This window comes from Cellulomonas chengniuliangii (assembly GCF_024508335.1).
GTDB classification, from domain to species: Bacteria; Actinomycetota; Actinomycetes; order Actinomycetales; family Cellulomonadaceae; genus Cellulomonas_A; species Cellulomonas_A chengniuliangii.
Genome location: NZ_CP101988.1, coordinates 1,265,778 through 1,279,422 on the forward strand (window position 1 = coordinate 1,265,778; position 13,645 = coordinate 1,279,422).

A 13,645-nucleotide genomic window follows, 5' to 3' on the forward strand; every position below is an offset into this window, starting at 1 on the left:
CGGATGCTCGTCCTGAGGGGTCACCAGGTTCGTATCGGCCGTTCTGCCGCAGACATGAAGCCCGATTGCGAAGTCATCGAACCGGTTCGGCACCGGGCGTCGGGAGCGGGCGGGTCGGGCAGCCGCGCGCGCATGGGACGATGGGGGCAGCCGTCCCCTGCCCACACGAACCCGGAGCGCACACGTCTTGTCCCCGATTCCCAGTGCCACGAGCATGCAGCGCATCCAGCCGGCAGCGACCCCGCCCGAGCTGCTGCGCAACTTCTGCATCATCGCGCACATCGACCACGGCAAGTCGACGCTGGCCGACCGCATGCTCCAGCTCACCGGCGTGGTCGACTCGCGGGCGATGCGCGCGCAGTACCTCGACCGCATGGACATCGAGCGCGAGCGCGGCATCACCATCAAGTCGCAGGCCGTGCGCATGCCGTGGGCGGTCGAGGACGAGGCCGGCGCCCTGACGCCGTACGCGCTCAACATGATCGACACGCCGGGGCACGTGGACTTCACCTACGAGGTCTCGCGGTCGCTGGCGGCGTGCGAGGGCGCCGTGCTGCTGGTCGACGCCGCGCAGGGCATCGAGGCCCAGACCTTGGCCAACCTGTACCTGGCGATGGAGAACGACCTCCAGATCATCCCGGTGCTGAACAAGATCGACCTGCCCGCCGCGCAGCCGGAGAAGTACGCCGCGGAGATCGCCGGCCTGGTCGGCTGTGAGCCGGAGGACGTGCTCAAGGTCTCGGGCAAGACCGGCGTCGGCGTCACCGAGCTGCTGGACCGCATCGTGCAGACGGTGCCCGCCCCGCACGGCGACCCGGCCGCGCCGGCCCGGGCGATGATCTTCGACTCGGTCTACGACACCTACCGGGGCGTGGTCACGTACGTGCGCGTCGTGGACGGCAGCCTGAGCCCGCGCGAGCGCATCGTCATGATGTCGACCCGCGCCACCCACGAGCTCCTCGAGATCGGCGTGACGTCCCCCGAGCCGGTCCCCACCAAGGGGCTGGGCGTCGGCGAGGTCGGGTACCTCATCACAGGCGTCAAGGACGTGCGCCAGTCGAAGGTCGGCGACACGGTCACCAACCTGGCGAAGCCTGCCACGGAGCCGCTGGGCGGGTACTCCGACCCGAAGCCGATGGTGTTCTCGGGCCTGTACCCGATCGACGGCTCGGACTACCCGGTGCTGCGCGACGCGCTCGACAAGCTCAAGCTCAACGACGCCGCGCTGGTCTACGAGCCGGAGACGTCCGTGGCCCTCGGCTTCGGTTTCCGCGTCGGCTACCTGGGGCTGCTGCACCTCGAGATCGTCCGCGAGCGGCTCGAGCGCGAGTTCGACCTGGACCTCATCTCGACTGCGCCGAACGTCATCTACGACGTCACGCTCGAGGACAAGTCCGTGGTCACGGTCACGAACCCGAGCGAGTTCCCGGGCGGCAAGATCGGCGAGGTCCGCGAGCCGGTGGTGCGCGCCACGATCCTGGCCCCGTCCGAGTACATCGGCGCGATCATGGAGCTCTGCCAGCAGCGCCGTGGCGACCTGCTCGGCATGGACTACCTCTCGGCCGAGCGGGTGGAGATGCGCTACCAGCTCCCGCTCGCCGAGATCGTGTTCGACTTCTTCGACCAGCTCAAGTCGAAGACCCGCGGGTACGCCTCCCTCGACTACGACGTCACCGGCGAGCAGGCGGCCGACCTGGTCAAGGTCGACATCCTGCTGCAGGGCGAGCAGGTCGACGCGTTCAGCGCCATCGTGCACAAGGACAAGGCCTACGCCTACGGCGTCATGATGACGGGCAAGCTCAAGGACCTCATCCCGCGCCAGCAGTTCGAGGTGCCGATCCAGGCTGCCGTTGGCGCGCGCGTGATCGCCCGCGAGACGATCCGCGCGATCCGCAAGGACGTGCTGGCCAAGTGCTATGGCGGTGACATCTCCCGCAAGCGCAAGCTCCTCGAGAAGCAGAAGGAGGGCAAGAAGCGCATGAAGACCATCGGTCGCGTGGACGTCCCCCAGGAGGCGTTCATCGCCGCGCTCACCTCGGAGCAGACGGAGACGAAGGACAAGGCGAAGAAGTGATCGCGCGTGTCACCCGCACTGCCTGACGGAGACGTTCCACCGGACGACGGCGCGCTGCCGGGATCGGCGGCGCAGGGGGCGGCCGAGCGCGCGTTCGGGGTGTACCTGCACGTGCCGTTCTGCACGGTGCGCTGCGGGTACTGCGACTTCAACACGTACACCGCCACCGAGCTCGGGGGCGGGGCCAGCCAGGCCTCGTACGCCGATACGGCGCTGCGCGAGATCGAGCTGGGCGGCCGGGTCCTGGCGGGGCTGCCCCCGCGGCCTGCCTCGACGGTGTTCGTCGGCGGCGGCACCCCGACGGTGCTCCCGCCGGGAGACCTGGCGCGGCTGCTCGAGGGTGTGCGCTCCACGTGGGGCCTGGCCCCCGGCGCCGAGGTGACCACCGAGGCGAACCCCGACTCGGTGACGCCCGAGTCGCTCGCGGCGCTCGCCGCGGCGGGCTTCACCCGGGTGTCGTTCGGGATGCAGTCGGCCGTGCCGCACGTGCTCGCGACGTTGGAGCGCACGCACGATCCCGCCCGGATCCCCGACGTGGTCCGCTGGGCGCGCGACGCGGGCCTGCAGGTGTCGCTCGACCTGATCTATGGGACTCCCGGTGAGTCGCTCGACGACTGGCGCGCCAGCGTGGAGACGGCCCTGGCGACGGGCGTCGACCATGTCTCGGCGTATGCCCTCGTGGTCGAGGCCGGCACGAAGATGGCTGTGCAGGTGCGGCGTGGGCTGCTCGACCTTCCCTCGGAGGACGACCAGGCGGCGAAGTACGAGCTGGCCGACGACCTGCTGGCCGCGGCCGGGCTGCGCTGGTACGAGGTGAGCAACTGGGCGCGCTCCGACGCCGACCGGTGCCGTCACAACCTGGCGTACTGGCGGGGCGACGACTGGTGGGGCGTGGGTCCTGGCGCGCACAGCCACGTGGGCGGTGTGCGCTGGTGGAACGTCAAGCACCCGCGCGCCTATGCCGAGCGCCTCGAGCGGGGCCTGAGCCCTTCCGCTGGCCGAGAGGTCGTCGCCGGCGAGGCAGCCCAGCTCGAGCGCGTGATGCTGGGGGTGCGGCTCGCGGAGGGCCTTCCGCTGGCCGACCTGGGCCCGGAGGCCCGGACCTCGGTCGCCGGCCTGGTGGCCGACGGGCTGCTGGACGGCGCCGCGGCCCTCGGCGCGGGCGGACCGCGCCGGGCGCTGCTGACCCGGCGCGGACGGCTGCTGGCCGACGCCGTGGTCCGCACTCTGACCGATTGAATGATTGACCGACTGGCTGATTGACCAGCGACGGGGCGGCGGGGCCGGCTCGCTCGCCGGGACCCGCCGCCCACCCGGTCAGGAGACCAGGCGCAGAGTCGCCGGATACCGGTACCACTCGTACCGTCCGGCGGCGACGGCGGCGAGGATCATGAAGATGAGGCCGGCGAGGCTCACCCCCAGGGCCAGGGGGGAGGCAAGTCCCAGCGTCAGGATCGCGAGCAGGATCGCGACGGCGTAGGCGATGGCCAGGGTGATCTGGAAGTTCAGCGCCTCCTTCGCCTGGTTCTCCAGGTAAGGGCCGCGGCCCTTGAAGACCTGCCACACGACCAGCGGGGCGACGAACCCGAGGACGAGCCCGCCGATGTGGGCGACGATCGCCCAGGTGCGCTCCTCGTCAGGACGCAGGGGGATCGGGCCGTAGTGCGGAGGCTGGCCGGGGAACGGCTGGTGGGCGCTCATCGGACGAGGGCCAGGGAGAAGGGGTACTGGTAGCGGTCGCCGCGCTGGACGGCGACGAACGCGAGGATCGAGAACACCAGGCTGGCGACGCCCAGGGCGATCTGCCCCAGGAAGCCGATCAGTCCGATCAGGGGGATCTGCCCGAGGACCCAGCACACCACCAGCCCGATCAGCAGCGTGAGCTGGAAGTTCAGCGCGACCTTCGACTCCACCGCGACGTGGTTGCTGCGGTCCCGGTACACGAGCCAGATGACCAGTGCCGGCAGCCATCCGATGAAGAGGTAGGCGAAGATGCCGCCCAGGTGGGCGAGGGCCGACCAGGTGCGCGCCTCGCTCTCGGAGACGCCCTGGGGCGTGCCGGGCGGCGGCGGTGGGGGATAGTCGCTCGTCATGGTTGCTCCTGGGTGGCCGGGCTGCCCGGCATGGGGGGATCGGGGACATAGCGCCCCCGGCGGCAGGACTCTACCGAGGCCGCGCGCCCCGGCGTGCGGAGTCGCCTCACCGTGGGCCGGCGGCTCGGCACGACCGGGCGCGACCCCTGCCCCGGGCGTACGTTGAGAAGCCTGGGCCGACTGAGTGCGGCCCGCTCCCCGATCCGGCGAGGCCGCGCGGAGGCTGACGATGAGCGAGCGAACCCCCGACGCCCCGGACGACCCGGACCAGCCTGGCGCCCCTCGCCCGCACGACGGGGGGGCCGCCGGGGAACGGCCCGCGCCGCCCGGGTACCCGCCACCGGGGGGCTACCCGCCACCGGGGGGCTACCCGCCACCGGGCGGGTACGGGCCGCCTCCGCCGCCACCGCCAGCCGGGCACGGCGGGTCCTGGAACCCGCCCCCTCCGGGCGGGCCGTGGGGGAGCGCGCCGCAGCAGCCCGGTCCGGGCCGCGGAGGCTCTGGCCAGCAGCCGCCATCGGTGGGCGAGGCGTTCGCATGGGGCTGGCGCGGATTCGGCGCGAACCTCGGGCCCATCCTCCTCACGGTGATCGGCTACCTCGTGGCGGGGCTGCTGATCTCGCTGGTGTGGAATCTGCTGCTCTCGGCTGGGGACGCCGGCCTGCGGTGGTCCAGCGCCGACGGGCTCGCCTGGGCGGCCGGCGGCGGGCTGTATCTGGGCAGCGTCCTGGTGTCGCTGGTGGTGGTGGTCGTCACGTACATCCTCCAGGCGGCGATCGTGCGCGGGGCGCTGGCGATCAGCTACGGCGAGCGTCTCGAGCTGCGCACGATGTTCACGTTCCCGAACCTCGGAGACGTGCTGCTCGCCGCGCTGCTGGTGGGCGTGCTGACGTCGCTCGGGTCGCTGGTGTGCGGCATCGGGGCGCTGGTCGTGTGGTTCTTCCTGCAGTTCACGCTGTTCTTCGTGATCGACGTGCGGCAGAACGCCGTCGACGCCCTGCGCTCGAGCGCGCAGCTCGTGACCAAGAACGCGGGCACCATGGTGCTGTTCAGCCTGGCCGCGCTCCTGGCGCTGGTCGTCGGCGCGTTGCTGTGCGGGGTTGGCCTGATCGTGGCCATCCCGCTGGTGGTCCTGGCCGAGACGTACCTCTACCGGCGGCTGCTCGGCGCCCCCGTCGCGGGGTGAGGACGGCGTCCCGGGTCAGGGAGCCGTCACGAAGTCGATGAGCTCCTCGACGCGGCCGAGCAGCGACGGCTCGAGGTCGGCGTAGGAGCGCACCGATCGCAGGATGCGCTGCCAGCCCCGAGCGACATCGGCCTGCTCGTCCGCCGGCCAGCCGAGCTCGCGCAGAATGCCCAGCTTCCACTCCGTGCCCCGCTCGATCGTGGGCCAGGCGCGCAGCCCGATCCGCTCGGGGCGCACCGCCTGCCAGACGTCGACGTACGGGTGGCCGAGCACGAGCACGGTGCCCGGGCGCACGGTGCGCAGGGCGGCGTCGGCGATCCGCTGCTCCTTGGACCCGGGCACCAGGTGGTCGACGAGCACCCCGACCCGGCGGCCTGGCTCGGGCCGGAAATCGGCGAGCGCGTCCGCCAGGTTGTCCACCCCGTCCAGCAGCTCCACCACGACGCCCTCGAGGCGCAGGTCGTCGCCCCACACCTTCTCGACGAGCTCGGCGTCGTGCTTGCCCTCGACCCACAGGCGGCTGCCCCGTGCGACCCGGGCCTGGGCGCCGTGCACCGCCACGGACCCCGACGCGGTCCGCGCCGGGCGCGCCGGCGCGGGCGCCGTGGCCGGAGGGGTCAGCAGCACCGGGGCGCCGTCGACCCAGAAGCCAGGGCCCAGCGGGAAGGTGCGGGTGCGGCCCTTGCGGTCCTCGAGCACCACCACGTGCTGGCCCCCGGACTTCTCGACCCGCACCACGGCGCCCACCCACCCGGTGGTGACCTCCTCGACCACGAGGCCTGGCTCGGCGGCCTGCGGAGTCGAGGCGCGGGGCGCGCGGTGGTGGGTCGGGCGCTGGGCGCTTGACAGGACGTCCTGGCCGTAGCGGTCGTGGGTCACCGGACGAGCCTACGGGCGGCGCGCGCCCAGGTGGCGGAGCGCCGTCGGCATGCCTCGTCCAGCAGGGCGCCGCCGCGCCGCCCTGTGATCCACTGGGCGGGTGACGCAGTCCGCCGGAGAGCCCGCGCCGGACCCCCGCCGATGGCGAGCCCTGTCGGTGTGCCTGGCCGTCGGCTTCATGACGATGCTCGACGTGTCGATCGTCAACGTCGCCCTCCCGTCGATCGACGAGGCGCTGCGCGCGAGCTCGAGCCAGCTCCAGCTGGTGGTGGCCGGCTACACCCTCGCGTTCGGGCTCGCGCTGGTCCCCGCCGGCCGGTGGGGCGACGCGCGCGGGCGGCGGCCGCTCCTGATCGGGGGGCTCGTGTGTTTCGCGCTGACCAGCCTGGGCGCCGGCCTGGCGACGTCGGGCGGGGCGCTCGCGGTGATGCGGCTGCTCCAGGGGCTGAGCGCGGGGGTGCTCAACCCCCAGGTCACCGGCCTGATCCAGGAGCTGTTCCGCGGCGGCGAGCGGGCGAGGGCCTTCGGGCTGTTCGGGGCGACGATCGGGGTCTCGACCGCGCTGGGCCCGCTGATCGGCGGCCTCATCATCCAGGCGGCCGGGCCAGAGGCCGGATGGCGGTGGGTGTTCTTCGTCAACGTGCCCGTCATGGCGGTCGTGCTGCCCCTCGCCTGGCGGTGGCTGCCGCGCGCGGCGCCCCGGCGGTCCGCGCGGTTCGACCACGTCGGCCTCGCGCTCATCGGCCTGACCACCGTCGGACTCATGCTGCCCCTGGTGACCACCACGGGCGTGGGCGACGACCCGGCGCGGTGGTGGTGGTGGGCGGCGGCCGCGGTGGTGGGCTCGTGCGCGGTCGCCTGGGAGCGCCGGTACCAGCGCCGCACCGGCGCCGCGGTGCTCGACCCGGCGGTGCTCGGCCAACGGTCGTTCCGCAACGGCGCGCTGCTCGGCTTCGCCTACTTCTCCGGGTTCACCGCGGTGTTCCTCGTGATCACGCTGTACCTGCAGACCATCCTCGGCTACACGGCCTTGCAGGCGGGACTGGTCGGCATGCCGTTCGCCATCGCGTCGGCGGGGACCGCGGCGCTGTCCGGGCGGCTGGTGGTCAAGCACGGGCGCCGTGTGGTGGTGCTCGGGCTGATCCTCGTGCTGATCGGCCTCGCCGCCACCGACCTGGCGTTCCGCACGCTCGACGGGGCGACCGTGGGCTGGGTCGTGGCGGCCACCCAGCTCGTCACCGGCGCGGGAAGCGGGCTCGTGATCGCGCCGAACCAGACGCTGACGCTCGAGCGGGTGCCGGTCGGATCGGCGGGGGTCGCGGCGAGCATGCTGCAGCTCGGCCAGCGGGTCGGGTCGGCGCTCGGCGTCGCGGTGAACGTCGCTGTGTTCTACGCCACGCTGGCCGCGGGCGGAGCCGGTGGGCTCGCCGTCGGGCGCGCATTCCTCGTCACGTCGGCGCTGGTCGCGGTCGCCCTGGTCGTGGCCCTGGTGGACGCCCGCACCCGCTCGACGGGCGGCGCGCCGCAGGGCGGGACCGCCGCTCGCGCGACCGCGTAGAATTGGCACTCGTGCCCCAGGAGTGCTACCCACGAGGCGCCAGGAGGTGAGATGAACGAGGACCGTCGACTCGACGTGCTGCGCGCGATCGTCGAGGACTACGTCGCCACGCGCGAGCCCGTCGGATCCCGCGCGCTCGCGGACCGGCATGCGCTCGGCGTCTCGCCCGCGACGATCCGCAACGACATGGCCGCGCTCGAGGAGGGCGGGTACATCGCCCAGCCGCACACCTCGGCCGGACGGGTGCCGACCGACAAGGGGTACCGGCTGTTCGTCGACCGGCTCTCGACCGTCAAGCCGCTCTCCGCGCCGGAGAAGCGCGCGATCCAGGGCTTCCTCGACGAGGCCGTGGACCTCGACGACGTGGTGGACCGCGCCGTGCGGCTGCTCGCGCAGTTGACGCAGCAGGTCGCCGTGGTGCAGTACCCGTCGCTGCGCCGCTCGGCGCTGCGGCACCTCGAGCTGGTCCCGGTCGGCGAGCGCCACCTGCTCGTGGTCATCATCACGGACAACGGGCGGGTCGAGCAGCGGACCATCGAGCTGGAGGCCCCGGCGGACGAGGCCGTGGTCGCCCGCCTCCGCATCCGGCTGAACGTGGCAGCTGCCGGGCACCGGCTGGCCGACCTCGACGAGGTGCTGTCCGGGCTGCCCGACGCGTTCGCCCTCGCCGACGAGAAGCTGGTCCGGGCCGTGGTCGGCATCGTCGAGGAGACGCTCGCCGAGGACAGCGAGGAGCGCATCGTGCTCTCGGGCACGGCCAACCTCGCCCGGGGCGGCGGCATGGACTTCGCCCACACCATCAGCCCTGTCCTCGAGGCCCTCGAGGAGCAGGTGGTGCTGCTGCGGCTGCTCGGCGAGATGGCCGAGGACGCCGAGGCCGTCTCGGTCCGGATCGGGCGCGAGACGCAGCACGAGGGGCTCGTCGAGACGAGCTTCGTCACCACCGGCTACGGCGCGGACGGGACCACGGTGGCGCGGATCGGCTCGATCGGCCCCCTGCGCATGGACTACCCCGGCACGATGGCGTCGGTGCGCGCGGTCGCGCGATACCTGTCGCGCATCCTCGCCGGCTGACTTCTCCCCGCCTCCCACAGAAAGCGATCAGTGAGCGACTACTACGAGATCCTCGGCGTGCCGCGTGACGCGAGCCCCGAGCAGATCAAGAAGGCCTACCGGCGGCTCGCGCGCGAGCACCACCCGGACGTCGCGGGCGAGGGCGCCGGGGAGGACAGGTTCAAGGAGGTCTCGCGCGCCTACGAGGTGCTGTCGAACCCCGAGAAGCGGCGGATGTACGACCTGGGCGCCGACCCTTCGTCTCCCGGCGGCGGCATGGGCGGCGGCTTCGGCTTCCAGGACATCTTCGAGACGTTCTTCGGCGCGGCCGCAGGCCAGAGCGCGCAGCGCGGGCCGATCCCGCGGGCCCGCCGCGGCCAGGACGCGCTGGTGCGCCTGGACGTCGACCTCGCCGAGGCGACGTTCGGCGCCCACCGCGAGGTCCACGTGGACACGGCCGTGCTGTGCCCCACCTGCTCGGGCTCGTGCTGCCGGCCGGGTACCTCGCCGCGCACCTGCGACGCCTGCGGCGGGCGGGGCAGCGTGCAGCGCGTGGCGCGCTCGTTCCTGGGCCAGGTCATGACCTCGCAGCCCTGCGCGGCGTGCCACGGCTTCGGCACCGTCATCCCCGAGCCCTGCCCGGAGTGCTCGGGCGAGGGCCGGGTCCGCTCGCGCCGGACGCTCGAGGTCGACATCCCGGCGGGCGTGGACACCGGCACGCGGATCAAGCTGACCGGCCAGGGCGAGGTCGGCCCGGCCGGCGGACCCGCCGGCGACGTCTACCTGGAGATCCGGGAGCGCAAGCACGACACCTTCGTGCGGCGCGGGGACGACCTGCACTGCACGCTCGAGGTGCCGATGACCGCCGCGGCGCTCGGCACGATGCTCACCCTCGAGACCCTGGACGGCCCGCGCGAGGTCGACCTGCGACCGGGCACGCAGCCCGCCCAGGTCGTCACCCTCAAGGGGCTGGGCGTCGGGCGGCTGCACGTGGGCGGTCGCGGCGACCTGCACGTCCACGTCGACGTGCGGGTGCCCACCGACCTGGACGACGAGCAGGTGGACCTGCTGCGGCGCCTGGCGATGGCTCGCGACGAGGAGCGGCCGGACACCCGGCTCGCGGCCTCGCACTCGGGGGTCTTCTCCAAGCTCCGCGAGAAGCTCGCCGGGCGCTGAGGGTGAGCGCTCCGGTCTTCCTGGCGCCGCCGGGCTCGTTGGACGACGTCGCCCCTGGCGGGACGTACACGCTCGAGGGCGCCGAGGCGCGCCACGCGGGCGTCGTCCAGCGCCGGGCCGCTGGTGAGCGCGTCGACGTCGTCGACTGCGCCGGCGTCCGGCTCGAGTGCACCGTGGCCGCGGTGGGCGGCGAGGGCGTGCGGCTCGACGTGGTCGACGTGGTCCGAGAGCCGGCCCCCGACGTGAGCCTGGTGCTGGTCCAGGCGCTCGCCAAGGGAGACCGGGACGAGCTCGCGATCGAGGCCGCGACCGAGGTGGGCGTCGACGCGGTGTTGCCGTGGCAGGCCGAGCGGTCGGTCGTGGTGTGGCGCGGCGACCGCGCCGCCAAGAGCCGCGCGCGATGGCTCGGCACGGTCCGGGCGGCGGCGAAGCAGTCGCGGCGCGCGCGGGTCCCCGACGTGGGGCTGGCCGTCGACGGGCGGGCGCTGGCCGCTCGCGTCGCGGCGACGGTCGCCGCCGGCGGTGTCGCGCTCGTGCTGCACGAGGAGGCGAGCGCGCCGCTCGCCGACACTCCGCTGCCCACGGCCGGCGAGCCCGGCGCCCCGGCGCCCGAGGTGCTGGTGGTGGTCGGCCCCGAGGGCGGCATCTCGCCCGCTGAGCTGGGCGCCCTGCGCGACGCGGGAGCCGTCGCCGTGCGGCTCGGCCCGCACGTGCTCCGCACCTCCACCGCGGGGCCGGTCGCGCTGGCGATGCTCGCGCAGCGCCTCGGGCGCTGGGGCTGACGGCCCGCCGTCGCCAGCCGACGAGGCGCGTCAGGGCGCGCAGTGATCGGTAGGATGGGGAGGTCGAGCGACACCTGGACCGAAGGAGAGCAGCGGCGAAAGCCGAGCACATGGCCGAGAGCACATCCGCACCGCGCGCGAGCACCGTGGGCGGCGCCCGGGTCGAGCACCGGATCACCGTCCCGCCTGCCGTGTCGATGGTCGAGCTCCTCGGGCTCCGCGACGAGGTGTTGCGCGCCATCGAGGCTGGCTTCACCGGCGTCGACATCCACGTGCGCGGCAACGAGGTGTCCCTGGCCGGGCCCGCCGGCGACGTGGCCCTCGTCGCGCGCCTGGTCGACGAGCTGGTCGAGATGGCCCTCAGCGGGACGCCGCTGACGCCCGACGTGGTGTCCCGGACCGTCGAGATGCTCGCCAACGGAGTCGTGGGCCGTCCCGCCGACGTCCTCTCGTTCAACATCCTCTCCTCGCGCGGCCGGACCATCCGCCCCAAGACCGCCGGGCAGAAGGACTACGTCGACGCGATCGACCGGCACACCGTCACGTTCGGCATCGGGCCGGCCGGCACCGGCAAGACGTACCTCGCGATGGCCAAGGCGGTGCAGGCCCTGCAGGCGCGCCAGGTCAACCGGATCGTCCTCACCCGGCCGGCGGTCGAGGCGGGAGAGCGGCTCGGGTTCCTGCCCGGCACCCTCAACGACAAGATCGACCCGTACCTGCGCCCGCTGTACGACGCGCTGCACGACATGATCGACCCCGAGTCGATCCCGCGGCTCATCGAGGCGGGCACCATCGAGGTCGCGCCGCTCGCGTACATGCGCGGCCGCACCCTCAACGACTCCTTCATCATCTTGGACGAGGCGCAGAACACCTCGACCGAGCAGATGAAGATGTTCCTCACCCGCCTGGGCTTCGGCTCCAAGGTGGTGGTCACGGGAGACGTGACCCAGGTCGACCTGCCCGCCGCGACGGCCTCCGGGCTACGCACGGTCGAGTCGGTCCTCGCCGACGTGGACGACGTCGAGTTCTGCCGGCTGACGTCGTCCGACGTGGTTCGTCACCGGCTCGTCAGCGACATCATCGACGCGTACGCGCGCTGGGACAGGTCATGAGCATCGAGGTCAACAACGAGTCCGGCGCCGAGGTCGACGAGGCGGAGTTCGCCGCGCTCGCCCGCTACGTGCTGGATGCCATGCACGTCCACCCGCAGACGGACCTGTCCATCCTGCTCGTCGGCACGGACGTCATGTCCGAGCTGCATGTGCAGTGGATGGACGAGCCCGGCCCCACCGACGTGCTCTCCTTCCCGATGGACGAGCTCCGCCCCGGGCGCGAGGGCGAGCAGACGCCCGCCGGCCTGCTTGGCGACGTGGTGCTCTGCCCCGAGGTGGCTGCCGAGCAGGCCCGGGTGGCCGGGCACTCCACGGCCGAGGAGCTCCTGCTGCTGACCACGCACGGGATCCTGCACCTGCTGGGGTACGACCACGCCGAGCCGGAGGAGGAGAAGGAGATGTTCGCGTTGCAGCGCCAGCTCCTTCTGACGTTCCTGGCCGGTCGATGACGCAACCGCCCGTCGGGCTCCTGCTCGTCCTCGCCGTGGTGGGGATCCTGCTGGCGGCCGCGCTGAGCGCCAGTGAGGTGGCGGTGCTCCGGGTGACCCGCGCCGCCGTCACCGAGCTGTACAGCACGCGCCACGCCGCAGCCGATCGCGTCCGCAAGGTCGTCGAGCACCCGGTGCGCGTCTCCTCGTCGGCGGCGTTCGTGCGCCTGCTCTGCGAGATGACCGCCACCGTCTGCCTCACCCTGATCGTGGCGTCCAGCGGCTGGCCGTGGTGGACCGTGCTGATCGTCGCGGGGGTGCTGTGCGCGCTGGTGGCCTACCTGCTGGTGCGGGTGAGCCCGCGCACGCTCGGGCGCCAGCACCCGGTCACGGTGCTTGTCGCGTTCTCGCGGCTGCTGCTCGTCGTCTCGACGGTGGTCGGCGGCTTCGCCCGTGCCGCGCCCGCGGGCCGGACCGTCGAGGCCGAGGACGAGCTGCGTGACATGGTGCAGCGGGTCAGCGAGTCGGACGTGATCGAGGACGACGAGCGGGACATGTTCCGCTCGGTGCTCGAGCTCGGCGACACGCTCACCCGCGAGGTGATGGTGCCGCGCACCGACATGGTGACCACCGGCGCCGACACGCCGCTGCGCAAGGCGCAGTCGCTGCTGCTGCGCTCCGGCTACTCGCGGGTGCCGGTGGTCGGCGACTCGGTCGACGACCTGCGAGGCGTGCTGTACCTCAAGGACCTGGTGCGGCGGCTCGCCGACGACCCCCAAGCCGCGTCGGCGCCCGCCGCGTCGATCGCCCGGCCCCCGGTGTTCGTCCCCGAGTCCAAGCCCGTCGACCAGCTGCTGCGCGAGATGCAGGCCGGCTCGTCGCACATCGCGATCGTCGTCGACGAGTACGGCGGCATCGCCGGGCTCGTGACCATCGAGGACGCCCTCGAGGAGATCGTCGGCGAGCTCACCGACGAGCACGACCGCTCCGGGCCCGCGGTCGAGGACCTCGGCGACGGCGTCATCCGCGTCCCCGCGCGGCTCGGCAAGGACGAGCTCGGCGAGCTGTTCGGCCTGCAGGTCGAGGACGACGACGTCGACAGCGCCGGCGGCCTCCTGGCCAAGGCCCTGGGCAAGGTCCCCCTGCCCGGGTCGGTGGGGGAGATCCACGGACTGCACCTGGTCGCCGAGCAGGCTGGCGGCCGGCGCAAGCAGATCATCACCATCCTCGCGAGCCGCATCACCCGAGACGACGAGGCCGACGAGCCCGACGACCATGACGACTTCCCCTCACGACGCTGACAC

Annotated in this window: 13 protein-coding genes; 10 read left to right on the forward strand and 3 right to left on the reverse strand. The window is 73.1% G+C overall.

Translation table 11 applies throughout. The annotated features are described in order from the left end of the window. Positions 1-214: 214 nt before the first annotated feature. Positions 215-2,074 (forward strand): translation elongation factor 4, encoded by a 1,860-nt coding sequence (gene lepA, locus NP064_RS05885; protein ID WP_227568693.1) that lies wholly within the window; start codon positions 215-217, stop codon positions 2,072-2,074. Positions 2,075-2,080: 6 nt separating this feature from the next. Then, the gene (gene hemW / locus NP064_RS05890; RefSeq protein WP_227568694.1) at positions 2,081-3,313 is read left to right on the forward strand and encodes a radical SAM family heme chaperone HemW; all 1,233 of its coding nucleotides are present in this window, start codon (positions 2,081-2,083) and stop codon (positions 3,311-3,313) included. Positions 3,314-3,391: 78 nt separating this feature from the next. On the opposite strand, the gene NP064_RS05895 is transcribed toward hemW, so the two are convergent. Both NP064_RS05895 and NP064_RS05900 read right to left on the reverse strand, forming a co-directional pair. Continuing rightward, positions 3,392-3,775 carry a DUF4870 domain-containing protein gene (locus tag NP064_RS05895; protein WP_227568695.1) on the reverse strand — a complete coding sequence of 128 codons (384 nt, stop codon included), beginning with the start codon at positions 3,773-3,775 and terminating at the stop codon, positions 3,392-3,394. Further along, entirely contained in the window at positions 3,772-4,167 is a 396-nt protein-coding gene (locus tag NP064_RS05900; RefSeq protein WP_227568696.1) for a DUF4870 domain-containing protein, read from the reverse strand. The genes NP064_RS05895 and NP064_RS05900 overlap by 4 nt, the downstream gene beginning before the upstream one ends. A 520-nt stretch (positions 4,168-4,687) precedes the next feature. Between NP064_RS05900 and NP064_RS05905 the strand changes: the two genes are divergently transcribed. Then, positions 4,688-5,353, forward strand: coding sequence for a hypothetical protein (locus NP064_RS05905; protein ID WP_227568697.1), 666 nt, complete (start codon positions 4,688-4,690; stop codon positions 5,351-5,353). 15 nt (positions 5,354-5,368) lie between these two features. Here the strand turns inward: NP064_RS05905 and NP064_RS05910 are convergent, their stop codons facing one another. Then, entirely contained in the window at positions 5,369-6,232 is an 864-nt protein-coding gene (locus NP064_RS05910) for a DUF3097 domain-containing protein (protein WP_227568698.1), read from the reverse strand. Positions 6,233-6,332: 100 nt separating this feature from the next. Between NP064_RS05910 and NP064_RS05915 the strand changes: the two genes are divergently transcribed. From NP064_RS05915 to NP064_RS05945, 7 genes are all read left to right on the forward strand, one after another. Continuing rightward, on the forward strand, positions 6,333-7,790 hold the full coding sequence (locus NP064_RS05915; protein ID WP_227568699.1) for an MFS transporter: 1,458 nt from the start codon (positions 6,333-6,335) through the stop codon (positions 7,788-7,790). 51 nt (positions 7,791-7,841) lie between these two features. Next, complete coding sequence (hrcA, locus tag NP064_RS05920) at positions 7,842-8,864, forward strand: heat-inducible transcriptional repressor HrcA (protein WP_227568700.1); 1,023 nt, start codon at positions 7,842-7,844, stop codon at positions 8,862-8,864. Positions 8,865-8,894: 30 nt separating this feature from the next. After that, positions 8,895-10,019, forward strand: a complete 1,125-nt coding sequence (dnaJ, locus tag NP064_RS05925) for a molecular chaperone DnaJ (RefSeq protein WP_227568701.1) — start codon at positions 8,895-8,897, stop codon at positions 10,017-10,019. Between the two features lie 2 nt (positions 10,020-10,021). Beyond that, complete coding sequence (locus NP064_RS05930) at positions 10,022-10,801, forward strand: 16S rRNA (uracil(1498)-N(3))-methyltransferase (RefSeq protein ID WP_227568702.1); 780 nt, start codon at positions 10,022-10,024, stop codon at positions 10,799-10,801. Positions 10,802-10,911: 110 nt separating this feature from the next. Continuing rightward, on the forward strand, positions 10,912-11,913 hold the full coding sequence (locus NP064_RS05935; RefSeq protein ID WP_227568703.1) for a PhoH family protein: 1,002 nt from the start codon (positions 10,912-10,914) through the stop codon (positions 11,911-11,913). Further along, the gene (gene ybeY, locus NP064_RS05940; RefSeq protein ID WP_066587727.1) at positions 11,910-12,362 is read left to right on the forward strand and encodes an rRNA maturation RNase YbeY; all 453 of its coding nucleotides are present in this window, start codon (positions 11,910-11,912) and stop codon (positions 12,360-12,362) included. The genes NP064_RS05935 and ybeY overlap by 4 nt, the downstream gene beginning before the upstream one ends. Then, the gene (locus NP064_RS05945) at positions 12,359-13,642 is read left to right on the forward strand and encodes a hemolysin family protein (RefSeq protein ID WP_227568704.1); all 1,284 of its coding nucleotides are present in this window, start codon (positions 12,359-12,361) and stop codon (positions 13,640-13,642) included. The genes ybeY and NP064_RS05945 overlap by 4 nt, the downstream gene beginning before the upstream one ends. The last annotated feature ends 3 nt before the right edge of the window (positions 13,643-13,645 follow it).

Coding starts and splice junctions, on each gene's coding strand:
- lepA (WP_227568693.1), top strand. CDS start 215: ATGCAGCGCATCCAGCCGGCAGCGACCCCGCCCGAGCTGCTGCGCAAC.
- NP064_RS05895 (WP_227568695.1), bottom strand. CDS start 3,775: ATGAGCGCCCACCAGCCGTTCCCCGGCCAGCCTCCGCACTACGGCCCG.
- NP064_RS05900 (WP_227568696.1), bottom strand. CDS start 4,167: ATGACGAGCGACTATCCCCCACCGCCGCCGCCCGGCACGCCCCAGGGC.
- hrcA (WP_227568700.1), top strand. CDS start 7,842: ATGAACGAGGACCGTCGACTCGACGTGCTGCGCGCGATCGTCGAGGAC.
- NP064_RS05935 (WP_227568703.1), top strand. CDS start 10,912: ATGGCCGAGAGCACATCCGCACCGCGCGCGAGCACCGTGGGCGGCGCC.
- ybeY (WP_066587727.1), top strand. CDS start 11,910: ATGAGCATCGAGGTCAACAACGAGTCCGGCGCCGAGGTCGACGAGGCG.
- NP064_RS05945 (WP_227568704.1), top strand. CDS start 12,359: ATGACGCAACCGCCCGTCGGGCTCCTGCTCGTCCTCGCCGTGGTGGGG.